This is a genomic window from Paracoccus sp. NIOT.M2S5SZ12, assembly GCF_057748165.1.
In genome coordinates this window covers 252,009-276,482 of the sequence record NZ_JBYLFR010000001.1, presented here as the reverse complement: position 1 = coordinate 276,482, position 24,474 = coordinate 252,009, and the positions used below count along the sequence as shown (strand labels likewise).

General features: G+C 70.3%; 25 protein-coding genes. 6 read left to right on the top strand and 19 right to left on the bottom strand.

All coding sequences use genetic code 11. The features are described 5' to 3' along the window. Positions 1-3: 3 nt before the first annotated feature. The 9 genes from der to AC2SGK_RS01340 all read right to left on the bottom strand — a co-directional run bounded on the left by der (position 4) and on the right by AC2SGK_RS01340 (position 9,907). The gene (gene der, locus AC2SGK_RS01380; RefSeq protein ID WP_488321807.1) at positions 4-1,488 is read right to left on the bottom strand and encodes a ribosome biogenesis GTPase Der; all 1,485 of its coding nucleotides are present in this window, start codon (positions 1,486-1,488) and stop codon (positions 4-6) included. Then, positions 1,485-2,801, bottom strand: a complete 1,317-nt coding sequence (locus tag AC2SGK_RS01375; RefSeq protein ID WP_488321806.1) for an outer membrane protein assembly factor BamB family protein — start codon at positions 2,799-2,801, stop codon at positions 1,485-1,487. The genes der and AC2SGK_RS01375 overlap by 4 nt, the downstream gene beginning before the upstream one ends. Positions 2,802-2,846: 45 nt before the next feature. Continuing rightward, positions 2,847-3,488 carry a tetratricopeptide repeat protein gene (locus tag AC2SGK_RS01370; protein ID WP_488321805.1) on the bottom strand — a complete coding sequence of 214 codons (642 nt, stop codon included), beginning with the start codon at positions 3,486-3,488 and terminating at the stop codon, positions 2,847-2,849. A 133-nt stretch (positions 3,489-3,621) separates the two neighbouring features. Continuing rightward, a complete protein-coding gene (locus tag AC2SGK_RS01365) occupies positions 3,622-4,221 on the bottom strand; it encodes a superoxide dismutase (RefSeq protein WP_488321804.1) in 600 nt (199 codons plus the stop codon). Positions 4,222-4,321: 100 nt separating this feature from the next. Beyond that, positions 4,322-4,840, bottom strand: coding sequence for a sarcosine oxidase subunit gamma (locus tag AC2SGK_RS01360; protein WP_488321803.1), 519 nt, complete (start codon positions 4,838-4,840; stop codon positions 4,322-4,324). Next, positions 4,833-7,763, bottom strand: a complete 2,931-nt coding sequence (locus tag AC2SGK_RS01355; protein WP_488321802.1) for a sarcosine oxidase subunit alpha family protein — start codon at positions 7,761-7,763, stop codon at positions 4,833-4,835. Before AC2SGK_RS01355 ends, AC2SGK_RS01360 begins: the two co-directional genes overlap by 8 nt. Next, complete coding sequence (locus AC2SGK_RS01350) at positions 7,760-8,110, bottom strand: sarcosine oxidase subunit delta (RefSeq protein ID WP_488321801.1); 351 nt, start codon at positions 8,108-8,110, stop codon at positions 7,760-7,762. The genes AC2SGK_RS01355 and AC2SGK_RS01350 overlap by 4 nt, the downstream gene beginning before the upstream one ends. Positions 8,111-8,284: 174 nt before the next feature. Beyond that, positions 8,285-8,551, bottom strand: coding sequence for a hypothetical protein (locus tag AC2SGK_RS01345; protein ID WP_488321800.1), 267 nt, complete (start codon positions 8,549-8,551; stop codon positions 8,285-8,287). A 90-nt stretch (positions 8,552-8,641) separates the two neighbouring features. After that, entirely contained in the window at positions 8,642-9,907 is a 1,266-nt protein-coding gene (locus tag AC2SGK_RS01340) for a sarcosine oxidase subunit beta family protein (RefSeq protein ID WP_488321799.1), read from the bottom strand. 169 nt (positions 9,908-10,076) lie between these two features. Here AC2SGK_RS01340 and ccmI point away from each other — a divergent pair, with 169 nt between their 5' ends. The 3 genes from ccmI to AC2SGK_RS01325 all read left to right on the top strand — a co-directional run bounded on the left by ccmI (position 10,077) and on the right by AC2SGK_RS01325 (position 12,085). Continuing rightward, on the top strand, positions 10,077-11,309 hold the full coding sequence (gene ccmI / locus AC2SGK_RS01335) for a c-type cytochrome biogenesis protein CcmI (RefSeq protein ID WP_488321798.1): 1,233 nt from the start codon (positions 10,077-10,079) through the stop codon (positions 11,307-11,309). Beyond that, a complete protein-coding gene (ruvX, locus tag AC2SGK_RS01330) occupies positions 11,306-11,782 on the top strand; it encodes a Holliday junction resolvase RuvX (protein ID WP_488321797.1) in 477 nt (158 codons plus the stop codon). Before ccmI ends, ruvX begins: the two co-directional genes overlap by 4 nt. Positions 11,783-11,893: 111 nt before the next feature. After that, on the top strand, positions 11,894-12,085 hold the full coding sequence (locus AC2SGK_RS01325; protein ID WP_488321796.1) for a DUF1289 domain-containing protein: 192 nt from the start codon (positions 11,894-11,896) through the stop codon (positions 12,083-12,085). Here AC2SGK_RS01325 and AC2SGK_RS01320 read toward each other — a convergent pair. Continuing rightward, positions 12,049-12,978, bottom strand: a complete 930-nt coding sequence (locus AC2SGK_RS01320; RefSeq protein ID WP_488321795.1) for a DnaJ C-terminal domain-containing protein — start codon at positions 12,976-12,978, stop codon at positions 12,049-12,051. The genes AC2SGK_RS01325 and AC2SGK_RS01320 overlap by 37 nt on opposite strands. Before the next feature lie 56 nt (positions 12,979-13,034). Further along, a complete protein-coding gene (locus AC2SGK_RS01315; protein ID WP_488321794.1) occupies positions 13,035-14,093 on the bottom strand; it encodes an aldo/keto reductase in 1,059 nt (352 codons plus the stop codon). A gap of 368 nt (positions 14,094-14,461) precedes the next feature. Here AC2SGK_RS01315 and AC2SGK_RS01310 point away from each other — a divergent pair, with 368 nt between their 5' ends. Continuing rightward, positions 14,462-15,127, top strand: a complete 666-nt coding sequence (locus AC2SGK_RS01310; protein ID WP_488321793.1) for a helix-turn-helix transcriptional regulator — start codon at positions 14,462-14,464, stop codon at positions 15,125-15,127. 5 nt (positions 15,128-15,132) lie between these two features. Here AC2SGK_RS01310 and AC2SGK_RS01305 read toward each other — a convergent pair whose 3' ends face one another. From AC2SGK_RS01305 to ltnD, 8 genes are all read right to left on the bottom strand, one after another. Continuing rightward, the gene (locus tag AC2SGK_RS01305; protein ID WP_488321792.1) at positions 15,133-16,623 is read right to left on the bottom strand and encodes a phospholipase D-like domain-containing protein; all 1,491 of its coding nucleotides are present in this window, start codon (positions 16,621-16,623) and stop codon (positions 15,133-15,135) included. Positions 16,624-16,779: 156 nt separating this feature from the next. Beyond that, positions 16,780-18,177: a GntP family permease gene (locus tag AC2SGK_RS01300; protein ID WP_488321791.1), complete on the bottom strand. Its 1,398-nt coding sequence runs from the start codon at positions 18,175-18,177 to the stop codon at positions 16,780-16,782. A gap of 50 nt (positions 18,178-18,227) precedes the next feature. Beyond that, complete coding sequence (gene denD / locus AC2SGK_RS01295; RefSeq protein WP_488321790.1) at positions 18,228-19,157, bottom strand: D-erythronate dehydrogenase; 930 nt, start codon at positions 19,155-19,157, stop codon at positions 18,228-18,230. After that, positions 19,154-19,936 carry a DeoR family transcriptional regulator gene (locus AC2SGK_RS01290; RefSeq protein ID WP_488321789.1) on the bottom strand — a complete coding sequence of 261 codons (783 nt, stop codon included), beginning with the start codon at positions 19,934-19,936 and terminating at the stop codon, positions 19,154-19,156. The genes denD and AC2SGK_RS01290 overlap by 4 nt, the downstream gene beginning before the upstream one ends. Further along, positions 19,933-20,721, bottom strand: a complete 789-nt coding sequence (gene otnI / locus AC2SGK_RS01285; protein ID WP_488321788.1) for a 2-oxo-tetronate isomerase — start codon at positions 20,719-20,721, stop codon at positions 19,933-19,935. The genes AC2SGK_RS01290 and otnI overlap by 4 nt, the downstream gene beginning before the upstream one ends. Position 20,722: 1 nt before the next feature. Beyond that, positions 20,723-21,349 carry a 3-oxo-tetronate 4-phosphate decarboxylase gene (gene otnC, locus AC2SGK_RS01280; RefSeq protein WP_488321787.1) on the bottom strand — a complete coding sequence of 209 codons (627 nt, stop codon included), beginning with the start codon at positions 21,347-21,349 and terminating at the stop codon, positions 20,723-20,725. Continuing rightward, positions 21,346-22,593 carry a 3-oxo-tetronate kinase gene (gene otnK, locus AC2SGK_RS01275; RefSeq protein ID WP_488321786.1) on the bottom strand — a complete coding sequence of 416 codons (1,248 nt, stop codon included), beginning with the start codon at positions 22,591-22,593 and terminating at the stop codon, positions 21,346-21,348. The genes otnC and otnK overlap by 4 nt, the downstream gene beginning before the upstream one ends. Beyond that, positions 22,590-23,498, bottom strand: a complete 909-nt coding sequence (ltnD, locus tag AC2SGK_RS01270; RefSeq protein ID WP_488321785.1) for an L-threonate dehydrogenase — start codon at positions 23,496-23,498, stop codon at positions 22,590-22,592. Before ltnD ends, otnK begins: the two co-directional genes overlap by 4 nt. Positions 23,499-23,639: 141 nt before the next feature. Between ltnD and AC2SGK_RS01265 the strand changes: the two genes are divergently transcribed. Together AC2SGK_RS01265 and AC2SGK_RS01260 are read left to right on the top strand one after the other, a co-directional pair. After that, positions 23,640-24,005: a hypothetical protein gene (locus AC2SGK_RS01265; RefSeq protein WP_488321784.1), complete on the top strand. Its 366-nt coding sequence runs from the start codon at positions 23,640-23,642 to the stop codon at positions 24,003-24,005. Between the two features lie 250 nt (positions 24,006-24,255). Next, entirely contained in the window at positions 24,256-24,441 is a 186-nt protein-coding gene (locus tag AC2SGK_RS01260; RefSeq protein ID WP_488321783.1) for a hypothetical protein, read from the top strand. The last annotated feature ends 33 nt before the right edge of the window (positions 24,442-24,474 follow it).

Sequence of the window (24,474 nt, the reverse complement as noted above, 5' to 3'; positions counted from 1 at the left end):
GCGTCAGCTGCCCTTGGGCTTCTGGCGGTTCTTGTGCTTGGACAGCGCGCCCGACTGCACGATCTTGGTGGCCTTGGCCTTGTACGGGTTGTCGCCCCCCTGATCGCGGAAGAACAGCCGGATCGGCGTGCCCGGCATGTCGAAATCCTGCCGCAGCCCGTTGATCAGGTAGCGCTGATAGCTGTCGGGGATCTTGTCCGTATGCGTCGCCTTGACGATGAAGGCGGGCGGGCGCGTCTTGACCTGCGTCATGTAGCGCAGTCGGATGCGGCGGCCGCCCGGCGCGGGGGGCGGGTGGCTCTCGGTCATGGCGCTCAGCCACTGGTTCAGGCGCGCGGTGGACACGCGGCGGTTCCAGACCTCGTGCGCCTTGACCACGGCGTTGTGCAGCCGGTCCAGACCTTTGCCCGTGCGGGCCGACACGGTGACCAGCGGCGCGCCGCGCAGCTGCGGCAGCAGCTTCTCGAAGCTGGCGCGCATTTCGTTCAGCTTGTGGGGCTTGTCGTCCTCGAGGTCCCACTTGTTCACCGCGACCACGACGGCGCGGCCCTCGGTCTCGGCGAAATCGGCGATGCGCAGGTCCTGCGTCTCGAACGGGATCTCCACGTCCAGCAGCACGACCACGACCTCGGCAAAGCGCACCGCGCGCAGACCATCGGCCACCGACAGCTTCTCCAGCTTCTCGGTCACGCGGGCACGCTTGCGCATGCCAGCCGTGTCGAAGATGCGCATGGGCGTGCCCATGAAATTCGCGGTGACGCTGATCGAATCGCGGGTGATCCCGGCCTCGGGGCCGGTCAGCAGGCGGTCCTCGCCCAGGATCTTGTTGATCAGCGTGGACTTGCCCGCATTGGGGCGCCCGATCACGGCCATCTGCAGCGGGCGCGCCTCGGAGGGACGCCAATCCTCGGCGCCCTCGCCGGTCTCGGCATCCTCGTCGGTCAGGTCGATGTCGGTCGCGGCCTCGATGGGGGCGGGACGCTCGGCCTCGATCTGATCGGCCAGCGGCACCAACACGCGATAGAGGTCGTCCATCCCCTCGCCATGCTCGGCCGAGATGCGCAGCGGCTCTCCCAGGCCCAGGGCATAGGCCTCCATCGCCCCCGCCTCTCCGGCGCGGCCCTCGGACTTGTTGGCGGCGACGATGACATGCTTGGCGCGGCGCCGCAGGATTTCGGCGAAATACTCGTCGGCGGCGGTGACGCCGATGCGCGCATCGACCACGAACAGGCAGATGTCGGCCTCGTCGACCGCCCGCTCGGTCAGGCGGCGCATGCGGCCCTTAAGGCTGTCATCCTCGGCCATCTCGAGGCCCGCGCTGTCGATCACGACGAATCGCAGATCACCAAGGCGGCCAGCGCCCTCGCGGATGTCGCGGGTCACGCCGGGCTGGTCGTCGACCAGCGCCAGCTTTTTCCCGACCAGTCGGTTGAACAGGGTGGACTTGCCCACATTGGGCCGCCCGACGATAGCAAGGGTGAATGTCATCGGAATGCGTGCAACTGGCCGTTGCGTGCAACGACGTAAAGGGTTTGACCGGCGACCACCGGGGCCGACGCCGCCCCGCCGGGGATCTGCGCCTGCCCGACCAGCGCGCCGGAGGCGGGATCGAAGCTGCGCAACATGCCATCGCTGGAGGCGACATGCAACCGCCCTCCGGCCAGGACCGGTCCGTAATGGGCATGGACCGCGTTCTGCTTGCGCACGCGCTCGGTCGTGAAATAGGGCAGCGGCTGACGCCAGATCACCCCGCCGGTGGCTGCGTCCAGACGCACAAGCTGGGCCTGGTCGTTCACCGCGAAGACCGATCCACCCGCCACGACGACGGGGCTGTTGTCACCCTCGCGCGCGCTCCAGTCCGACAGGCCGGTGGCCAGCTCGACCGAGGCGATGCGCCCCGAGGAGGTCCCGGCATAGACGCGGCCCCCGGTGATCACCGGGTCGCCGGTCACGTCGCGGATGACCGCGATGGCGCGTCCCGGCCGCGTGCCCGCGATGGGCGCGGTCCAGGCGGTCAGGCCCGAGGCGCGATCGACCGCGACCAGCTCGCCCGAGGAGAAGGGGAAGACGACCCTGTCGCCCTGCACCGCCGGCACCGCGACGCCCATGACGCCCGATCCCGACTGTGTGCCGGCTGTCTGCCACAGCACGCGCCCGTCACTGGCGCGCACCGCATAGCCCACCGAATTGCGCGAGGCGACATAGACGACGCCATCCTGCACGGTGGGACCGCCGCTGATCGCGGCCTCGACGCGCTGGCGCCACAGGACGCCGCCGCTGGCCGCGTCCAGCGCGACCAGCTCGCCAAAGCCGGTGGTGACGTAGAGACGCCCGCCCTCATAGGCCAGCCCGCCGCCCGAGGCGCTGTCGGGGTTCTCGCGCGGAGGGGTGACGTTGCTGGACCAGACGCGGCCGCCGTTCGGCGCGGTGGCGGTCACGCCCGCGCGGCTGTCCAGCGTGAAGATCAGCCCGCCGCCCACGACCGGATCGGCGGTGATGCGATAGCGGCGGCTGTCGCCCGCGCCGATATCGGCCGACCAGATGCGCGTTCCCGCAGCACCCAGGGCCAGGTGGCCGGGCGCATGGGCCGCATTGCCGCCGCGATGGGTCCATTCGGCATTCGCCACGGGCGCGGCCAGCGACAGGGCGGTGCTGCTGACGCCCGGCGCGCCGACGACCGCGGGGCCGTCCGGCGAGGTGACGGCCAGCGGGTCCAGACGCTCTCCGGGCAGGATCACGTCGCGGTCGCCGCAACCGGCCAGCGCCAATGCGGCGGCCATCGCCAGGGTCAGTCGCTGCATCACCGTCACTCCCTCAAGCAGTCTGTCAGCCGCGTTTGGACGCGGTCATTCGGTGGGTTCGGGCGTCTCGCCCAAGGCGATCATCATCTCGGACAGGCGGCGACGCAAGGCCTCGGTCAGGCCGCTCTTGTCCTGGATCTGGCGGATCAGGGTGATCGCATCCTCGGAGCGGCCGGCCCCGATCAGCGCCACCGCCTTCTGCTCCAGCGCCAGAAGCTCGAAGGGCGCGCCCGCGCGCGACAGGCGCGTCAGGATGTCGTCGCGTTCGGCCGCATCCATCTGCGCGCCCTCCAGCATGACCAGCTTCAGCTGCGCCAGCTCTCCCAGGACGCCTTGGGGCTGGGTGCGGGCGACCTCGCGCAGGGCCTCGGCACGGGCCGCGGGGTCGTCGTCCGTGCCCGCCGCCAGCAGCCCCGCCAGCGCCTGACGCTCTGCCGAGCCCTGCGCATCGACGCCCAGGATCGCCGCGGCGTCGCCCTCGGCCTCGGCCGCCAGCACCGCATCGCCCCAGTCCTGCGCCGCCGCCCGGTCCCGCGCCGCGGCATATTCACGCCACGCGGTATAACCGACCGCCGCGACGATCAGCAGCACCACGATCCAGCCATAGCGGCGCATCACGCCATACAGCCGGTCGCGCCGCAGCTCGTCCGTGACCTCGTCGATGAAGCTGTCGTTCTGGTTGGCCATGCCTGCGCGCCCCGCCCGATCCGTCCTGTGTTTCCGTGGTCTTATACCGGCACGGGCGGAAATGCCAATGCCGGCGCGGCCCATGCAAAAGGCCCGCCCAGAGGGGCGGGCCTTTCCGGTGCCGGGAGGCGCCTCACATGCGCGAGGCGACGTTCTCCCAGTTCACCAGCTTGTCCAGGAAGTTCTCCAGATACTTCGGACGCGCGTTGCGGAAGTCGATGTAGTAGCTGTGCTCCCACACGTCGCAGCCCAGAAGCGCGGTCTGGCCGGTGACCAACGGGTTCACGCCGTTCTCGGTCTTGGTGACCTCCAGCGAGCCGTCGGCGTTCTTGACCAGCCAGACCCAGCCCGAGCCGAACTGGCCGACGCCGGCCTCGGAGAACTTCTTCTTGAAGGCCTCGACCGAGCCGAAGCTGTCGGTGATGGCCTTCTCCAGTTCGGCAGGCATGGCGCCGGGGTTCGGGCCCATCATCTCCCAGAACTGGGCGTGGTTCCAATGCTGGCTGGCATTGTTGAAGATGCCGTTCTGCGCCACGGCGCCCTTCTGATAGGTGCCGGTGACGATGTCCTCCAGCGACTTGCCTTCCCATTCGGTGCCGGCGACCAGCTCGTTCAGCTTGTCCACATAGGCCTTGTGGTGCTTGTCGTGGTGGTATTCCAGCGTCTCGCGGGACATGCCGCCGGCTTCCAGCGCGTCGTGGGAATAGGGAAGATCGGGAAGGGTGAAGGCCATGTCGCGGTCCTTTCGAAAGGGTTGCTCGGTTCGGCGCGGACGGTCGCGCATTCCGCGGACCAACGCAAGGGGCGGACCGGGGTTCCGGTCCGCGCCCGCGTCAGCGCGGGGCCAGATGGCTGCCGGGCAGCGCCGCGTTGGTCAGGATCAGCCCCAGGTAATCGGCGGTGGAGCGGAACCCGATGACGCGGAACCCCCCGTCGATGCGCCAGAGCGCGGCCGCCGTCTGCGCCATGCGGGTGCGGCGCAGATGGCCTTCGGGAAAGCGCGCGGCATCGACCGGGGCCAGCTTGGCCACCACATCGGCCGCCCCCGGCCCGGTCACGTCGAAGACCGCGCGGGCATCCGACATGTCGACCGCCATCCCGTGCGTGCCGGTCAACGCCTGCTCCAGATCGCGCAGCGCGGCGGCGGTCTCCGCGGCGGGCAGGACCAGCAGCAGCTCGTCCGGGGACATCCAGGCCAGGCTGCGGCTGCCGTCGGTCACGATGCCGGTGCGCTCGGGGACGGCCAGGCCCGCGGCCTCGGCCAGCGCGTCGCCGGCCTCCTCCAGATCGGCGCGGACGGCGATCATGCCCAGGTCGGTGACCCGCGTGACGGTTGCAAGTGCCTCAGCCATTCAGGCGGCTCCCTTCCTTGTCGTAGAAGACCGGATCAACGATCCGCGCCTGCATCACCGTGCCGTCGGGCATGGGGAAATCCAGCACCTGCCCCATGCGCGCCGGGCCGTGCCGCACCAGCCCCATGGCGATGGGCCTGCCCAGGGTCGGGGAGTGATAGCTGGACGTCACGCGCCCCTGCGTCCGGCGCTGGCCGTTGGGGTTGGTGCCCTCGTCCACGGCATAGGCGCCGTCGGGCAGGACCTTGCCGGTCAGGCTCTCCAGCCCGACCAACTTCCAGCGGTTGCCGTCGGTCATGTGCAGGCGGCGATGCGCGCGCTTGCCGATATAGTCGGCCTTCTTCTTGGAGATCGCCCAGTCCAGCCCCAGATCCTGCGGGATGATGGTGCCGTCGGTCTCGTCCCCGATCATGATGAAGCCCTTTTCGGCCCGCATCACATGCATGGCTTCGGTGCCATAGGGGGTTAGCCCCAGATCGCGCCCGGCCTCGTGCAGACGCTCCCACAGCTCGAGCCCGCGATTGGCGGGCACGGCGATCTCGTAGCTCAGCTCGCCCGAGAAGCTGATGCGGAAGATGCGCGCCGGGATGCCCGCAATGTCGCCTTCGGCCCATTGCATGAAGGGCAGCGCCTCGGCCGACAGGGCGATGCTGCCCGGCAGGCGTTCCAGCAGGGCGCGGGCCTTGGGGCCGGCCACGGCGATCTGGGCGAACTGTTCGGTCAGGTTGGCGGTGTGGACCTTCCAGTCCCACCATTCGCATTGCAGCCAGTCCTCCATGTGCCCATGGATGCGGTCCGCGCCGCCGGTGGTGGTGTGGCACAGCCAGCTGTCGTCGGACAGGCGCGCCACGACGCCGTCATCCATCAAGAACCCGTTCTCGTTGCACATCAGGCCATAGCGGCATTTCCCGACCGGCAGCGTGGACATCATGTTGGTATAGAGCATGTCCAGGAAGCGCCCAGCATCCGGCCCCTTGACCAGGATCTTGCCCAGGGTCGAGGCGTCTAGCGTGCCGACGCCCGCCCGCACCGCCCGGATCTCGCGGGCGACGGCGGCATGGCGGTCCTCCCCGGCGCGGGGATAGGCATAGGGGCGGCGCCATTGGCCCACCGGCTCCCAGCTGGCGCCGTGGGTCTCGTGCCAGGCATGGATCGGCGTCTTGCGCAGCGGCTGGAAGGCGTCGCCCTTGGCCTCGGCCGCGATGGTGGCCAGGGTCAGCGGCGTGTAGGGCGGCCGGAAGGTCGTGGTGCCGGTCGCCTGGATCGGCTGGTTCAGCGCGCTGGACAGGACCGCCAGACCGTTGATGTTGGAAAGCTTGCCCTGATCGGTCGCCATGCCGAGCGTGGTGTAGCGTTTGGTGTGCTCGACGCTGGCATAGCCCTCGCGGGCGGCCAGTTCGACATCGGTGACCTTCACGTCGTTCTGGAAATCCAGCCACATCTTGGCGCGCAGCCTGTAGGGCGCGCGGGCGGGCATGACCCAGACGGGCATGGTGGCACCCTCGGCGCGTTCCAGATCGCCCGCGCAGGCCAGATCGCCATTGGCGGCCCCGGCCACGGTGACATTGCCCTGCCCGTCCGCACCCAGAGGCGGGCGGTCGGGATCGGGGCGGAACATGGCGGCGGCCTCGTCCCAGGTCAGCTTGCCGCCGCAATGGGACCACAGATGCACGACCGGCGACCAGCCGCCCGACATCGCGACCACGTCGCAGTCGATGGCGCGGGTCGGCCGGCCCTCGGACTGCTGGTCGCAGAGCGTGACCCCCTCGACATGGCGGCCGCCCTTGACCTTTGCGACGGCGCTGCCGGTCAGGACGGTGATGCCCGCGGCCCGGGCGGCCTGCGGCAGCGCGCCGTTGGCCTCGGGGCGCGCGTCGACGATGGCGGGCACCTCCAGCCCCGCGGCATGGGCGGTCAGCGCGGTGCGATAGGCGTCGTCGTTGTTGGTGACCACGACGATGCGCCGGCCCGGCGCCACGCCGTAATCGGCGATGAAGTCGCGCACCGCGCTGGCCAGCATCACGCCGGGCACGTCGTTGCAGGCGAAGGACAGCGGACGCTCGAGCGCGCCGGTCGCGGTGATGACGCGGCCCGCGCGGATGCGCCACAGGCGCTGGCGGGGCAGGCCCTGGTTCGGGTCGTGATCGGCCAGCGATTCCCGCGCGATCAGATAGCCGTGGTCATAGAGGCCGGTGGCCATTGTGTTGCGGCGCAGGGTCACGCCGTCGCGGCCCCGCAGGTCGGACAGAAGCGCGTCGATGGCGGCCTGCCCGCCCTCATGATCGGTCGGCGTGCGCCCGCCCCAATGGCCGTCCTGCTCCAGCACCAGGACCGTGCCGCCCGCCTCAGCCGCCTCGCGCGCGGCGGTCAGGCCCGCGATGCCGCCGCCCACCACGACCGTGTCGGCAAAGCCGTAGGCCTGCTCATACCGGTCCGGATCGGGATCGGTCGGCGCCCGGCCCAGCCCCGCGCTGCGCCGGATGACGGGTTCGAAGAGATGCTTCCAGAAGGGGCGCGGATGGATGAAGGTCTTGTAGTAGAAACCCGCCGGGAAGACCGGCGACAGCCAGTTGTTGATCGCGCCCACATCGGCATCCAGGCTGGGCCAGCAGTTCTGGCTGCGCGTGACCATGCCATGCACCAGCGGCGTGACGGTGGCGCGCTGGTTGGGTTCGAACCGACCGCCCTGGCCCAGGCCCAAGAGCGCGTTCGGCTCCTCCGCGCCGGAGGCCACGGGGCCGCGCGGGCGGTGATACTTGAAGGACCGGCCCATCAGCATCTGGCCATTGGCCAGAAGCGCCGAGGCCAGCGTGTCGCCGGACAGCCCGCGCAGGTGCCGGCCGTCGAAGCGGAAGGACAGCTGATGCGCCCGGTCGATGCGGCGGCCGCCGGAGGGCAGGCGGAAGGGAGGCGTGTGGGTCATTCGGCGTGGCCTTCGGCGGGGGTGGTCCAGTCGGGGGTCCAGTCGGGGCGGGCCTTGCGGATCGCGGCGACGATCTCGGCGGGCGGATGCGGGGTCTGCGCGCGGTAGGTGCCGAAAACCTGCAGCGTCGCGGTGCAGCGCGCGGCCAGGAACCACTTGCCGCAGCCATAGGCATGGCGCCAGCGTTCGAAATGCACGCCCTTGGCGTTCTTGCGGGCAAACAGATAGGCCTCGAAATCGGCATCGCTGCCCTCGGGGCCGACGCGGGTCAGATGGGCCTCTCCGCCGGGATGCAGTTCGGTCTCCTCGGCCGTCACGCCGCAATAGGGGCAGGTCAGGATCAGCATGAGGGCTCCGTTGCGGCTGAGAGGGGGATGGGGTGCACATGCGAAAGGGCACCGCAGCGGCCAAGGCCGGCGGTGCCCGTCATCCGACATCCTGTCGGAGGAAGGCCGGGGGCTGACTGCCCCCGGACCCCCGTTGCGGCGCGCGGCCCGAGGGCGCGCGCGGAATGTGCGGTATCAGTTCGCCGGAGCGGGTGCCGGGGCGGCAGGCTCGGCCGGAGCGTCAGTCGCAGGCGGGCTGTCGGTCTCGACGGTGACGGCAGGGGCGTCAGTCGCCGGCGCGGCATCGGGGGTCTCGACGGTGACATTGGTGGTGTCGCCCGCGACCGGATCGGTCGTGGCCACGCCGGTCTCGCCGCCCGACATGAAGAAGAACAGCAGCGCCACGACGACGACGATGCCGCCGACGATGAAGTAGAGGCCGTTGTTGTTGCGGTCAGCCATGGTGAACCCTTTCGGTCAGTTCTGTCATGCCCGATAAATCCGCAGCACCGTCCCAAGGTTCCGTTCCCGCTCGACATTCCGCGCCCCCAGTCAGTGCGCCACGCCGGCGGCGACGGATTCGTCGATGAACCGCCCCTCGCGGAAGCGGTTCAGCCCGAAATCGGCGGCCAGCGGTCCGGGCGTGCCCTTGGCGACCAGTTCCGCCATGGCCCAGCCCGATCCGGGGATCGCCTTGAACCCGCCGGTGCCCCATCCGCAATTGACCAAGATGCCGCCCACCGGCGTGGCCGACAGGATCGGCGAGCGGTCGCCGGTCATGTCCACGATGCCGCCCCATTGCCGCAGCATCTTGAGGCGCGAGATCATCGGGAAGGTCTCGATCAGGGCGCGCACGGTCTCCTCGACATGCTGCCACGACCCGCGCTGCGTGAAGTTGTTGAACCCGTCGGTGCCGCCGCCGATCACCATCTCGCCCTTGTCGGATTGCGACATGTAGCCGTGGACGGTGTTGGCCATCACCACGACATCCATGCAGGGCTTGATCGGCTCGCTGACCAGCGCCTGGAGCGCGACGCTCTCGATGGGCAGGCGGAAGCCCGCCATGGCGGCCAGCTGGCTGGAATGGCCCGCCACCACGATGGCCAGCTTCTCGCAGCCGATGCGGCCCTTGGAGGTGTTGACCGCGCGGACCTGGCCGCCCTCGGTCTCGACCCCGGTGACCTCGCAGTTCTGGATGATGTGCATGCCCATGTCGGAACAGGCCCGCGCATAGCCCCAGGCCACCGCGTCATGGCGCGCCGTGCCGCCGCGCGCCTGATAGAGCCCGCCCAGCACCGGATAGCGCGGCCCGTCCAGATTGATGATCGGCACCTTGGCCTTCAGCTGCTGGGGGTCCAGCCATTCCGTCTGAACGCCCTGGAGGTTGTTGGCATAGACGGTGCGCTTGTAGCCGCGGATCTCGTGCTCGGTCTGCGCCAGCATGATCAGGCCGCGGGGGCTGAACATGATGTTGTAGTTCAGGTCCTGCGACAGGGTCTCATAGAGGCTGCGCGCCTTCTCGTAGATCGCGGCCGAGGGGTCCTGGAGATAGTTGGACCGGATGATCGTCGTGTTGCGACCCGTGTTGCCGCCGCCCAGCCAGCCCTTCTCGATCACCGCAACGTCGGTGATGCCGAAGTTCCGGCCCAGGTAATAGGCCGTGGCCAGCCCGTGCCCGCCCGCACCGACCACGATCACCTTGTAGCGCGATTTCGGTTCCGGGCTGGCCCAGGCCCGCGTCCAGCCCTTGTGCTGACGCAGCGCCTCGCGGGCGATGGCAAAGACGGAATAGCGGCGGGCGGGGTGGTTCTCGGGCATGGTGCCTCTCGGGATGGGTCGGGTGCACCATGGCGGGGGGCGGGCCGGGCCTCAAGGCGCCTTGCGGCAGATCGCGGCGAAATGCGACATGCGACATTCGTGTGGGCAGGATGCTGCCGCCTTCCGGTTCGCGGCCATCCGCGCTAGGAACGCGGCAATGGAGGTGCCGATGTTCTGGATCCTGGCCGCGGGCATGACCCTGCTGAGCGCGTTTGCCATCCTGTCGCCCCTGCGCCGGGGCCGGGGCGACGCCGTGCCCGCCGCGGCCTTCGACCTGCGCGTCTATCGCGACCAGCTGGCCGAGGTCGATCGCGACCTGGCCCGCGGCGTCATCGCCCCCGACGAGGCCGGGCGCCTGCGCGCCGAGATCGGCCGCAAGGTGCTGGACGCCGACCGCCGCCTGCGCGAGGCCGCGCCCGCCGCATCGCGCGGCGCGGGGATGGGTGCGGCGGCCGTGCTGGTCGCGGCGCTGGCCGGGGGTCTGGCGCTCTACTGGCGCGAGGGGGTGCCCGGCGCGCCCGACATGCCGCTGTCGGCGCGCATCGCCGCCGCCGATGCGGCCTATCGCGACCGCCCCTCCCAGGCCGAGGCCGAGGCCCGCGCCCCCGCGCGTCCCGCCCCGGACCTGTCCGGCGTCGATCCCGAATACCTGTCCATGATCGAGCAGCTGCGCGCCACGGTGGCGCGCAATCCCGACGACCCGGAGGGGCTGGCGCTGCTGGCCACGCATGAGATGCGGCTTGGCAACCTGCCCGCCGCCCGCGAGGCGCAGGCGCGGCTGGTCGAGCTGTCCGGCGACGCGGCCCAGCCCACCGCCCTGATGCAGCTGGCCACGCTGATGATCGAGGCCGCGGGCGGCGTCATCACCGCCGAGGCCGAGGCGCTTCTGGACCGCGCGCTGGCGCGCGACGCGACCCTGCCCCAGGCCCGCTATCTGCGCGGCGTCCTGTTCATCCAGAACGGCCGCCCGGACCTGGCCTTCCCGATCTGGCGGCGCCTGCTGGAGGAGGGTCCCGAGAGCGCGCCCTGGATCCCCTCGATCCGCGAGGCGATCGAGGAGCTGGCCTGGCTGGCGGGCGACGACGAATACCGCGCGCCCCCCGCCCCCGAAGCCTCGCCCCTGCCCGGCCCCGACGCGGAGGCCTTGGCGGCCGCCGGCGCCATGTCCGCCGAGGATCAGCAGCAGATGGCCCGCGACATGGTCGCCCGCCTTCAGGGCCGCCTGGCCGAACGGGGCGGCTCGCCCGAGGAATGGGCGCGGCTGATCGCGGGCCTTGCCGTGCTGGGCGAGGCCGAGCAGGCCCACGCCATCCTGACCGAGGCCCGGCAGCGGTTCGGCCAGATCCCCGAGGCCATCGCCCCCATAGACCGGGCCGCGACCGAGGCGGGGTTGGAGCGATGATCCACGAGGAGATGACCGATTTCGCCGCGGCCCTGCCCCGCTTCGGCGCGCTGGCCGGGCTGGATCTGGGGACCAAGACCATCGGCGTGGCCGTCAGCGACGGGATGCGCGGCGTGGCCTCGCCCCTGACCACGATCCGCCGGACCAAGTTCACGCAGGACGCGCAGGCGCTGCTGGCGCTGATCGCGGAACGGGGGCTGGCCGGGCTGGTCCTCGGCCTGCCGCGCAACATGGACGGGTCCGAAGGCCCGCGCGCCCAGGCCACGCGCGCCTTTGCCCGCAACATGACGCGGCTGACCGACCTGCCCATCGCCTATTGGGACGAACGCCTGTCCACGGTCGCCGCCGAACGCGCGCTGCTGGAGGGCGACACCTCGCGCAGGCGCCGGGCCGAGGTCATCGACCAGGTCGCCGCGGGCTACATCCTGCAGGGCGCGCTGGACCGTCTGCGCCATATCGAAGCCCATGGCTAGGGGCGCGCCCGCCGCGCGCCAGCGCGGCCTACGGCCAAGCGGCAGCGTTCGGGCCGGGCTTCGCACGGCCCGTCCCCCCTCTCCCGCGCTCCGGCCCGCGGGGCCGCGCCCGTGACCGCCATCGAAAGCCCCTGCGTCAGGCTCTGCCGCATCGACGCGGAGAGCGACCTCTGCCTCGGCTGCCACCGCACCCTGGCCGAGATCGCGGCTTGGGGCCGCATGTCGCCGCAGGCCCGCGCCGCCGTCATGGCCGAACTGCCCGCGCGTCAGCCGGCCTCGGACAGGCCCCGGCGCGGGTCATAGGCGTTCTCGCGCCGCCACTCCTCGAAGAAGGCCGCCAGCTTCGCGTCCACCTTGGGCGGCATGGCGATGCGCAGCTCGACATGCTGATCGCCCCCGTTCACGCCCCGCCCCCGCAGCCGCAGCCGCTGGCCCGAGGTCGCGCCCCGCGGAATGGTCAGGTTCACCGGCCCGTCGATGGTCGGCGCGGCGACCTTGCCGCCCAGCACCGCCTCATCCAGGCTGATCGGCAGAACCAGGTGGATGTCGTCGCCCTCGCGGCGGAACTGCGGATGCTCGGCCACCCGCACCTCCAGATAGGCATCGCCCGGCTCGCCGCGGCCCATGCCCGGCTCGCCCTTGCCGCGCAGGCGGATCACCTGCCCCTCGCGCACGCCCTTGGGGATGGTCACCTCCAGCGTGCCGCCCTGGGGCAGGGTCACGCGGCTGCGCCCGCCGCGCGCGGCGGTCAGGAAATCAACCTGCAGCATCAGCCGCAGGTCCTGCCCGCGCATGTCCGCACGCCCGCCGCCAAAGCCGCCAAAGCCCCCGAACCCGCCAAATCCCCCGCGCGGCCCCGCGCGCTGGCCGAACAGGTCGGCGAAGACGTCCGACAGGTCGGGGTCGCCGCCATGGCCCGGCGCCTCGCCGAAGGGATGGCCGCCCGGCCGCCCCTGCCAGCGCGGCGCCTGCTCCTGCCCCTGGGCGTTGATCTCGCCCGCGTCGAAGCGGCGGCGCTGCTCGGAGTCCTTCAGCAGGTCATAGGCCGCCGACGCCTCCGCGAAGCGGCGCGCCGCCGCCGGGTCCGGGTTCAGGTCCGGATGATCGGTCTTGGCGATGCGCCGATAGGCCTTCTTGATCTCGTCCGCGCTGGCGCCGCGCGCGACGCCCAGAGCCGCATATGGATCACCAGCCATGCCGAACCCCCAGCTTTCATCGTGTCGTCAGGAAGATAGAGGCGAAATGCCGCGCATCAATAGGGCAGAGGATGGGCCTTGTGCAGCCGCTCGATGCCGCGACGCAGCTCGTCGGGCAGATCGCGGCCCAGACCGGCGATCAGGTGGCGCAGCTGCTCCAGGCTGGTCGCCCCGATGATCGGCACCACCTTGAAGGGCCGAGTCAGCTGCCAGGCGATGACCATGTGGATCACGTCCCAGCCATGCTCGCGCGCCAGCGCGCCATAGGCCGCGGCCGCCTTGACCCCGCGCCCCGTCTTGCGCCCGCCCAGGTTGCCCTGACCGCCGGTCGCCTTGTCCACCGCCGCGCGGCTGCCCTCGGGCAGGGCGCCGTCGGCGTATTTCCCGGTCAGCAGCCCCGCCGCCAGCGGCGAATAGGACAGAAGCGTCACGTCCTCGTTCACCGCGGCCTCCGCCAGATCGGTGTCGTAGAGACGATAGAGCGGCGAATATTCGTTCTGGATCGCGGCCATGCGCGGCCCGCCGATGCGGTCGGCCACGTCGCACCACCGCGTCAGCCCCCAGGCCGATTCGTTGGACAGGCCCGCCGCGCGGATCTTGCCCGCCGCGACCGCATCCTTGAGGGCGCCCAGCACGTCCTCCATATGGGCCAGCGTCGCGGCCTTGTCCTGCCCCGAAGGATCGAACCCCCAGTTCTGCCGGAACCCGTAGGAGCCGCGCACCGGCCAGTGCAGCTGATAGAGGTCGATCCGGTCGGTCTGCAGCCGGCGCAGCGAGGCGTCGATGCAGGCCCGCACCGTCGCCCCGTCGAAGGGCGCGCCGTCGCGGACCATCTGGCTGGGCCCGGTGATCTTGGTGGCGACCTCGACGCGGTCGCGGTTGCCGTCCCGCGCCAGCCAGCGGCCCAGGATCTCCTCGGACACGCCGATCGTCTCGCGGCGGACGGGGTTCACGGGATACATCTCGGCGCAGTCCATGAAGGTCATCCCGACCTCGACCGCGGCATCCATCTGCGCATGGGCGTCGGCCTCGGCGGTCTGGTTGCCGAAGGTCATCGTGCCCAGACAGATCCGGCTGACCTCGACCGCGCTGCCGCCCAGTTTCACACGTTCCATCCGACCACTCCTGCTTGCGATGTCGCGCGCAGGCTAGCGATCGCGGCGGCGGGCGCAACCCGCGCGCATGCCGCATGGGGCGCGATCTCGGCAGCTACGGCAAAAAAGGGCGCCACGAGGGCGCCCTTGATCGACTGAAATGCGGGCAAGACGCCCAAACCGAAAATACGCGCAACAGGCGCTTGTTAGCGTTTACACCCGGCAGGCCGTGACGGGTATAGCCCCAGAAGGCTATGTTGCCCCCACGCCACGCCTTCCCGAGACCCCCACCTTGCCCGCCCCGCCCGCCGCCCCTATCTGGTCCGAACATCTCCGTTCACCCTGAAGAGCCCCGCCATCGCCATGCCCCGCCACCCGATGTCCTGCCCATGTCCCTGAACACGCTGCCCCAGATCGAGGAGACGCTGGCGACGCTGGCGCCGCGCGGCTTCACGATCGGGCTGCACATCCGCTATTCGCGGCCGGTCCGGCGGGTCTCGACCTATCCGTCACGCTGGATCCAGACCTACACCCGCGCCAATCTGGGGGTGGGCGATCCGATGATGATCTGGTGCGTGATGCACGAGGGCACGATCCGCTGGTCCGAGCTGCCCGCACTGCTGCCTGACCCGCTGGACGTGCTGGGGCAGGCCAGAGCCCACGGGCTGCCCTACGGCGCGGCGATCTCGGTCGGACCGGCCGAATCGCGGTCCTACATCGGCGCGGCGCATGCCACGCGCGAGTTTACCGACGCCGAGATCGCACAGATGGCCGCGCTGCTGCACCAGGCCCATGACATCGTGGGTCAGGGGACGGCGCTGCGCCCCATCCTGATCGACGCGCTGGAGGCCATCGCCTGCGGGATGACCTATGACCAGGCCTGCGAGGCCCTGGGCATCTCGCGCACCGCGCTGCGTTATCGGCTGAGGACGGCACGGGCTGCCCTGGGCGCCGAGGATACGCCGCAGGCGATCCGCAAGGCCATCGACGCGGGGCTGCTGAACGGGATCAGCATCTCAGGGCTGGCCAAGGGGTTCCCGGTCGGGCCGGAGTGACGCCCTCAGGCGCGCCTGCGTCGCCAGCGCAACCGGGGCCAGTGCCAGTGCCGGATCAGACCCTTGCGCTTGCCCAAGGGCTCGAAGATCTTGTCGGGGCCTTCGGGGTCCAGGATCTCGTTGTCGGCCAGCCAGGCCTGGAAATCGGTCAGCTCGGGGATCTCGTAGGGGATCAGCGTGCGCCCCTCGCCCTGCGGACCGCGATGCGCCTCGATGGCCGCGATCAGGCCGCCATGCGCCGCGATGGCCTCGGACACCGCTTCGCGGGAGAGGGCCAGATGCTCGGCCAGCATGTCGTCGCGCAGTGCGGTGATGCGCGCGCGCGTGACATCGGCGCCGGGGCGGTCGGCGGCCAGCATCACGTCGCATTCCGTGTCCAGCCGCATCGAGCGGTTGTTGAAGTTCGACGATCCGACCCGAAGATACAGGTCGTCCACGATCATCACCTTGGCATGGACATAGATCTCGGCCCCCTTGGCGGTGACCGGGTGATAGATGCGCAGCCGACCGCGGTGATCCAGCCGCCGCAGCGCCTCGACCAGCTGCGCGCGGGCGGTGTCCATCGCCAGAGGTTCCAGCCAACCCTGCGCGCCGACCGGGTTGATGATGACGATCTCGGGCGGGTCCTCCTCGACCAGGCGGCGGGCGATGGCCTGCGCGATCCGGCGCGAGGCGAAATACTGGCTCTCGGCATAGATCACCCGCTGCGCGCGGGCGATCAGGTCCAGATACATCTGCTCGATCTCGAAGGCGGGATGCACGTCGGGGATCTCGGGGCGGGTCCGCGCGATGGCCAGCGGCACGTCGCGGAAGGTCGGCGCCAGCCCGTCCGGCCAGCAGCGCGAGCTGTCGCTGATCGGGGACAGCTCCTCGCCGCAGGCGATGCGCCACCGGTCGCGCGCCAGATCGCCCAGGGCCCGCGCGGCCGGTCCGTCGAAGGCGGTCGTCGCGTCGTGCCAGGGCTTCAGCGGCTTGCCCGAGGCGCTGACCCGGCGCGGGTCGTCGTCGACATGCTCGCGCGTGTCCCACCGCCCCTCGGTCATGTCGATGCCGCCGCAGAAGGCCAGGCAGTCGTCGATGACCACGATCTTCTGGTGGTGGCTGCTGGCCAGGGGATGCTTGCCGTCCAGGCGCAGCGTGATACGCGGATGCATCTTCCAGCGCAGGATCGTCAGCAGGGTCGATCCGCGGAACAGCGATTTGAGCGCGCCCGTATCCCATCGCAGCAACCGCACGTGTAGCGTGGGCGTGCGCCGCGCCAGCCACATGACGAAATCGCCCAGGGCCGCCGGGCCGCCGTCGGAATTGTCGCCCAGATGGATGCGGGCGTCGAAATCCCACCCGATCATCAGGATCGAATGGCGCGCCTGGAGCATCGCCTGACGGACGGTGCGGAAATAGTCGTCGGCATCGGTGATGACGGCGAAGCGGCCGGACTGCTCGACCCGCCAGCAATTCCACCCCGGGCGTGCCAGCCGATCCGTTGATCCATCCATTCTGTTCCGCCGACCTTTCCAGACTGTCGCTCCGCGGGCGCGCGGCCGGCAGAGGTCTCGCGCAGCATCCGACGCGTGAGCCCGAACGCGCGCGGCGGGTGCCGGTTCCCGCCGCGCGCAGATTTTTTCGGGCGCCGTCGCGCAGCGCCCGTCTGGTCAGCCGAACAGGGCGTTGCAGATCAGCAGCATGACCAGCGACGAGGCCCAGGCCAGCGTGGTCGGGACCGACCACAGCAGCATCTGGTGCTTGGCCTGCTTGACCCCCAGGATGCGGTTGATCACCCAGAAGTAGCTGTCGTTGAAATAGCCGAAGACCATCGACCCGATCGCCGCGGCCTGGGCGGCGAAGACCATGTTCACGTCGCCCATGCCGACCAGGATCGGCGCCGAGATCGACGCGCCGGTGATCATCGCGACCGTGCCCGAGCCTTGGATCAGGCGCACCAGCGAGCTGATGACAAAAGGGATCAGCACGGCGGGGATGGCCAGGCCCGCGACGGCCTGGCCGATCACGTCGCCCGCGCCGCTGTCGCGCAGCACCGAGCCCAAGGCCCCGCCCGCGCCGGTGACCAGCAGGATGATGCCGGCGCTTTCGACGCCCTTCTCCATCTCGGTCAGGACCTCGTCGCGCGGCCGGCCGGGCACCAGCGTGTAGATCGACACCAGAAGGCCGAGCGCCACGGCGATGACCGGGTTGCCGAAGAAGGCCATGGCCTGGACCAGCAGGGTCGCCTCCAGCGCCTCGTTCCCCGAGGCCCGCACCACGGTCGTGGCGATGGTGTTCAGGAAGATCAGCACGATGGGCAGCAGCAGCGGCAGGACCGACAGGCCCAGGGAGGGCAGGACCTTCTGGCGCTCATCGGCGGCGGTCTCAAACTGGCGATAGGCGGCGGCGATGTCCTCGCCGGTATCGGCCTGGATCATCCGCTCCAGCCGGGGGCCCATCGCGCGGGCATAGAAGACGATGACCGCCATGCCGGGAATGGTGAAGACGATGCCCCAGAGGATCATCAGCCCCAGGTCGATGTCGAAGATGCCCGCGACGCCCAGGGGGCCGGGGGTCGGCGGCACGGCATGGTGGGTCAGCATCAGCCCGCCCGCCAGCGCGATGCCAAGCGTCAGCACCGACTTGCCCGAGGACCGCGCCAGCGCCTTGACCAGCGGCGACAGGATCACGAAGGCGCTGTCGCAGAAGATCGGGATCGACACGATATAGCCCGTCAGGACCATCGCCCAATCCTCGCGCTTTTTCCCGACCCAGCGGATCAGCGAATAGGCCATCTGCTCGGCCGCGCCCGAGATCTCCAGGATGCGGCCCATCATCACGCCGAAGCCGATCACCAGGCCGATGGTGGACAGCGTGCGGCCGAACCCGGTGGTGATCGAGTTGATCACGTCGGCGGGCATCATGCCGCCGATCAGGCCCGACACGGATGCCGCAATGACCAGCGCGATGATCGCGTGGACCTTGGTCTTCACAACCAGGAAGATCAACAGGAAGATGGCAAAGCCAAGTCCCGCGATCAGCTGGAACTCCATTCCGGGTTCAGCCATGGGTTAGTCCTCCACTGCGCCCGCCACGGGGCGCCTCCAGTTGAAAAGTCTCAGCGATCCGCCAGGAACTGCGTCAGGATCGCGTCGAAATCGGTATCCGCGCCAAAGCCCAAGGCGCGCGCGCGCGTCACGTCGAAGGCGCCGGGCCAGCTGCAGACGATGTCGATGACGCGCTGGTCGCGGGTCAGGGTCACGCGGGCGCGGGCGTCCGCACCCACCAGCCGCTCCAGGCTGTCCAGCATCTCGGCCGGGGTCGCGGTGATGCCGGGCAGGTCCATGACGCGGTTGATGCCCAGATCGGCCGCCGGGATGCGGCCCGCGCGGACCAGGTTCGCGACCGCCACGCCCGGAGAGCTGATCCACAGCCGCGTGTCCAGCGGCACGGGGCATTCCGACGCCTCCCCCGCCACCGGTTCGCGGATGATGCCGGAGACAAAGCTGGAGGCCGCGGAATTGGGCGCGCCGGGGCGCACGCAGATCGTGGGCAGGCGCACCGTCAGCCCGTCGACGAAGCCCTTGCGGCTGTATTCGCTGACCAGCAGTTCGCCGATGGCCTTGCCGCAGCCATAGGAGGACTGGGGCATCAGCGCCATGGTCGGCGGCACCACCTCGGGCATCGCGCCGCCGAACACGGCCAGCGAGCTGGTGAAGACGAAGCGCGGCGCGCGGTCCAGCCTGCGGCAGGCCTCCAGCAGCAGGCGGGTGGCGTCGACGTTGATGTATAGGCCGGTGTCGAAGTCCTCTTCGGACTGGCCCGAAAGCACCGCAGCCAGGTGATAGACGGTGTCCGCGCCGCCCGACAGCGCGCGGGCCACGGCATCCGCGTCGTCGATGGAGCCGACCAGGCTCTCCACCCGCGCGTCGTCGACCGGGCAGGCCACGCGGTCCAGCGACACGATGCGCTCCGCGCCGTCCTCCAGCAGGGCCGCGATCAGGCGCGCGCCCAGGAACCCGGCGCCGCCGGTCACGATAATGGTCATTGGCTCTCTCCCTTCAGGTCGGGGGCCAGGATCACCTGCAACCCCATCTCGCGCAGCGCGTCCGCCGCGCCTGCGTCGATGCCCGCATCGGTCACGACCGTGTCGAAGACCGAGACGGGCAGGATGTTCATCGCCGCCACCGCGCCGTATTTCGTCGAATCCGACACCAGCACGGCGCGGCGCGCGCGATCGACCGCGACGCGCTTGACCGGGCCCTTGGCCTCGGAGGGCGAACTCAGCCCCGCCACCGTCCAGGACGAGGTCGAGATGAAGGCGATGTCATAGTTGAACCGCGCCAGCGCCTCGGACGCGGCACCGCCCACGCAGGACTGGTTCGCGCGTTCGACCAGTCCGCCGCTGTGATAAAGCGTGCAGTCGGAATGCGTGGAGAGCCAGGCGCAGATGACGAAGTCGTTCGTGACCACCGTCAGCCCCCGCCGCCCGGCGATCTGGCGCGCCAGCTCCAGCATCGTCGTGCCCGCGTCCAGATAGATCACCATGCCGTCGCGGACCAGCTCGGCCGCCGCCTGCCCCATCGCGCGCTTGGCCGCGGTGTTGATCGCGGCCTTCTGCAGATGCGGCAGCTCCTGCGCCAGGCGGCGTGACAGGCGCACGCCGCCGGTGACGGAGGAGACGCGCCCCGCCTCCTCCAGCGCCTGGATGTCGCGGCGCACGGTCATGTGCGACACGCCGAGACGCTCCACCAGATCGGCGATGCTGACGATGTCGCGTTCGGCCAGGCAGGACAGGATGAACTGCTGGCGCTCGGCCGGGATCATGACACCGCGCGCAGATAGGGCGCGGCCCAGCCCAGACCGTCCTCGGTCCGGCCGCGCGGGTTGTATTCGCAGCCCATCGGCCCGTCGAACCCAGTGCGATCGAAGGCCGCGAAGATCTCGGCATAGTTCAGCTCGCCCGTGTCGGGTTCGTGGCGGTCTGGGACGCCCGCGATCTGGACATGGCCATAGGCGCCCTTCAACCGCTCGATCCGGCGGATGATGTCGCCGTCCATGATCTGCGTGTGATAGACGTCGAACTGCAGCAGCACGTTGCGGCGATCCAGGCGTTCGATCAGGGCCAGCGTCTGGTCCTGATGGGCGATGAAGTATCCCGGCACGTCGCGGCTGTTCAGCGGCTCGATGCTGATGAACAGGCCGGCGGTGGCGGCCATGTCGGCGGCCTCGCGCAGGTTTTCGGTCCAGACCGCCTCGCAGGCGGCGCGGTCGGGTTCATCGGCGGTGATCCCGGACATGACGTGGATGCGCGGGCAGCCCAGGCCCGTGGCATAGGTGATCGCCTGCTCGACGCTGGCGCGGAACTCGGCGCGCTTGCCCGGACGCGCGGCAAAGCCCCGCTCGCCCGCCGCCCAATCGCCCGCGGGCGCGTTGATCAGCGACAGGCGCAGCCCGTTGCGGTCCAGCCGGGTCTTCACCACCTCGATGGGATGGTCATAGGGGAACAGGAACTCGACCGTGTCAAAACCCGCGGCACCCGCCCGGTCGAACCGGTCCAGAAAGGGCGCGTCGTTGAACAGCATCGAAAGGTTCGCGGCAATGCGGGTCATGTCAGTATCCTCCGCCCAGTTGGGCGATCTCGGCCTCGGTCAGGTAGTGCAGCTTCTCGCCGCGCAGGATGAACTGCAGCTTGGCGGTCTCCTCCAGCTCCTCGGCGTTGTTCACGGCATCGTCGATGTCGCGGCCCAGCACCACGACCCCGTGGGAGGCCAGCAGGAAGGCCTGCGCGCTGCTGCCCTGCGCGGCGGCGGCCAAGTCCAACCCGATCTGCGGCGATCCGGGGCGGGAATAGGGGATGACCGGCATGTGGCCGATGCGCATGACGTAATAGGGCGTCAAGGGCCGGATCGCATTGTCGCGCGGCAGCCCCTCCAGGCAGGACAGCGCCGTCAGATAGGTCGAATGCAGATGCACGATCGCCCCCGCCTGCGGCCGCACGTCATAGAGCGCGCGGTGAAAGGCGAACTCCTTGGAGGGCTTCGGACCCGGCAGCGGCTCGCCATCCGCGCCGATCACCGACAGCGCATCGGCCGACAGGCGGCCCAAGCTGCTGCCCGTGGGGGTCACGGTGAAGCCGCCATCGGGATTGCGGACCGACACATTGCCCGCGCCGCCCACGGAATAGCCACGCTCGAACAGGCTGCGGCACAGCATCACCATGCGGTCGGCGGCGCTCATGCGGGGACCTCCTGCGCGTCGGTGAAGAAGGTCTCGGCCCCGAAATTGCCGGATTTCAGCGCCAGCGACAAAGGCTTGTCCAGCGCGCGGACCCACGGCACGCCGGGCGCGATCTGCGGCCCGATGGCGAAACCCGTGACCTTCAGCGCCTGCGTGACCGAGCCCGAGGTCTCTCCCCCCGCGACGATGAAGCGGGTGATGCCGCCTTGGGCCAGACGCGCGGCGGCGGCGGCGAAGGTGCGCTCGACCGCCTCGGATGCGGCGGCGCCGTGGGTGCCTTGGATCTCGCGCAGGCGCGCCGGATCGGCGGTCGCGGTGACCATCGGCGCGCGTCCCTGCGGCTGCGCCAGCACCCATTCGGCCAGCGCGGCGCCATAGGCGTCGGCATCGGCCAGGCAGCGGTCCACATCCACGTCCAGCGTCGGCGCCAGCGCGCGATAGGCCGCGACCTGCCGGTTGGTCATCACCGAGCACGACCCCGAGATCACCACCGCCGGCCCCGCCAGCGGCGCGCCCGCGTCCTGGGCCTGGGCATCGGCCCCGCCCGACACCGCCCGCGCGATGCCGTAGCCCAGCCCCGACCCGCCGGTGACCAGCGCCATGTCCGACACGGCCTGCCCCAAGGTCGCCAGATGCGCGTCGCTGATCGCGTCCAGCACCACGTAGCGGACCCCGTCCGCCCGCAGCGCGGCGATGCGGTCGCGCACCGCCTGCGGCCCCTGGTCCACGGTCGCGGCATCGACCAGCCCGCAGCGGCCCTGCGCCTGCCCCTCCATCAGCCGGATCAGGCTGCTGTCGCGCATGGGCGTGATCGGGTGATCACGCATTCCCGAATCCTGCAGGAGGTCCTGGCCCACGAACAGATGGCCCAGATAGACCGACCGCCCGTTCACCGGCAGCGCCGGGCAGATCACCGTGATGTCGGTGCCCAAGGCCGCCATCAGCGCATCGGCCACCGGGCCGATATTGCCCTCGGCCGTCGAATCGAAGGTCGAGCAGTATTTCTGATATATCTGCGCACAGCCCCGCGCGCGCAGCCAGTCCAGCGCGGCCAGACTGTCGGCCACGGCCTCCGCCGCCGGGTTCGAGCGGCTTTTGAGCGAGATCACCACCGCATCGGCATCGACCTGCGCATCGGCGTCCGGCACGCCGATCATCTGCGTGGTGGTCAGCCCGCCCGCGACCAGGAACCCGGCGATGTCGGTCGCGCCGGTGAAATCATCCGCGATGACGCCGATCTTCATGCCTTGCCCTCCGGCAGGGTGATGCCCGAGAAGGTCTTGATCACCGCGCTGTCATCCTCGCGCCCGTGGCCCATGTTCGAGGCCTGCTGGAACATCGCGAAGGCGGTCGAGGCCAGGGGCAGCGGAAAGCCCAGGGCGCGCCCGGTTTCCGTCACCAGCCCCAGATCCTTGACGAAGATGTCCACGGCCGAGGTGGGCGTGTAGTCGCCATCGACCACATGCTTCATCCGGTTCTCGAACATCCAGGAATTGCCGGCGGCGTTGGTCACCACGTCATACATCATGTCCAGCGGGATGCCCGCACGGGCGGCCAGGGCCATCGCCTCGGCGCCCACCGCGATATGCACGCCCGCCAGCAGCTGGTGGATGACCTTGACCGTGGCGCCCTGCCCGATGTCGGGCCCGATGCGATAGGTCTTGGCGGCCACCGCCTCCAGCACCGGGGCCAGCGCGTCGAAGGCCGCGTCCGGCCCCGAGGCCATCACCGTCATCGCCCCCTGCGCGGCCTTGGCCGCCCCGCCCGAGACCGGCGCGTCCAGCATCAGCACGCCCCGCGCCGCCAGATCGGCGCCCAGGGCGCGCGCATCCTCGGCCGATTGCGTGCAGCTGACCATGATCGCCCCGCCCGGACGGATGCGCCCGGCCACGCCGCCCTCACCCAGGATGACCTGGCGGGCCTGCGCGCCGTTCACGACCAGCACGATCACCGCGTCGAAATCGCCCGGCAGGCCGGCCATGCTGTCGGCCACCGCTTCGGCGCCCTCATTGGCAAAGGCCGCGCGGCGGGCGGGGTCCAAGTCGATCCCGCTGGTCGCCAGGCCCGCACGCAGGCAGGACTGCGCCGCCCCCATGCCCATCGAACCCAGTCCCACGACACAGACCCGGTAATCGGACGCGATCGGCATTGGCAGCTCCTTACTTGAGTTTGCACAAATATTCACAAATATGACCAGATTGCAACAATATTGGTCACGGCAGCGTCAGGGGGCCGCATCGGGCCGCATCGCCCCTTGTCCTCGGTCGGCCCAACCGTCAGAAATGCGCGCATGGCCAGACCGCTTCTCCAGCTGACGCAGTTCCTGCGCGCCGCGATCCTTGCGGTCGGGCTGCTGCAGGTCGCGGGTTTCGCCTCGGCCCCGCATGCCGGAGGCTGGCTGCCGGGCCACCCGCTCGACACCGCGCAGCTGCAGGACGCGCGCCCCGCCATGGCCGCCATCCTGGTGGCCAAGCTGACGGCCGCCGCGCCGACCGCGCCCGGCGGCGACGCGACCCCGCCGGGGGTGAGCCGCGACGCGACGGCCCTGCCCGCGCCCGTGGCTCTCGCGCATCGTCAGCCCTTCGCGCCGGCCCGCGTCCTGTCGGAACAGGACCGCTCGGACCATCCGCGCGTCCGGGGTCCGCCCGTGCTGTAAGCCCCTCGGCGGCGCGGACGCGGCGCGGGACCCGGGCCCCTTGCGGGGCGCGGACCGCGGCATCGCGCCCTGCGCCGCCCGCTTACACCCCCCTCCCGGAACGCCCGTCGCGACAGCGGCCTCAGGCCACGCGCGGGCCCATGAGAAAGCACGAGCCATGACCTCGAAACGCGTGAAAATCACCGTCATGTCGCTTCTGACCTGCGCCATGCTGGCCGGAGCGATCATCTCCGGACTGCACGGCTGAGCCATGAGCGACACCCCGAACGACCCCGTCCGGCGCTTCGGCTGCCCGGCCTGCGGGCACATGCTGACCTTCAACGAGCGACGTTGCGGCAATTGCGCCGAGGACGCGCCCGTCTATAATAGGACCGGCTTCTGGATTGGCCTTGCCCTGACGGTTTTGGCCGCGGTGGTCTTGGCCATCATCGCCTGAACGTCACAGGTCCTCAGATATCATCCTGTCCGG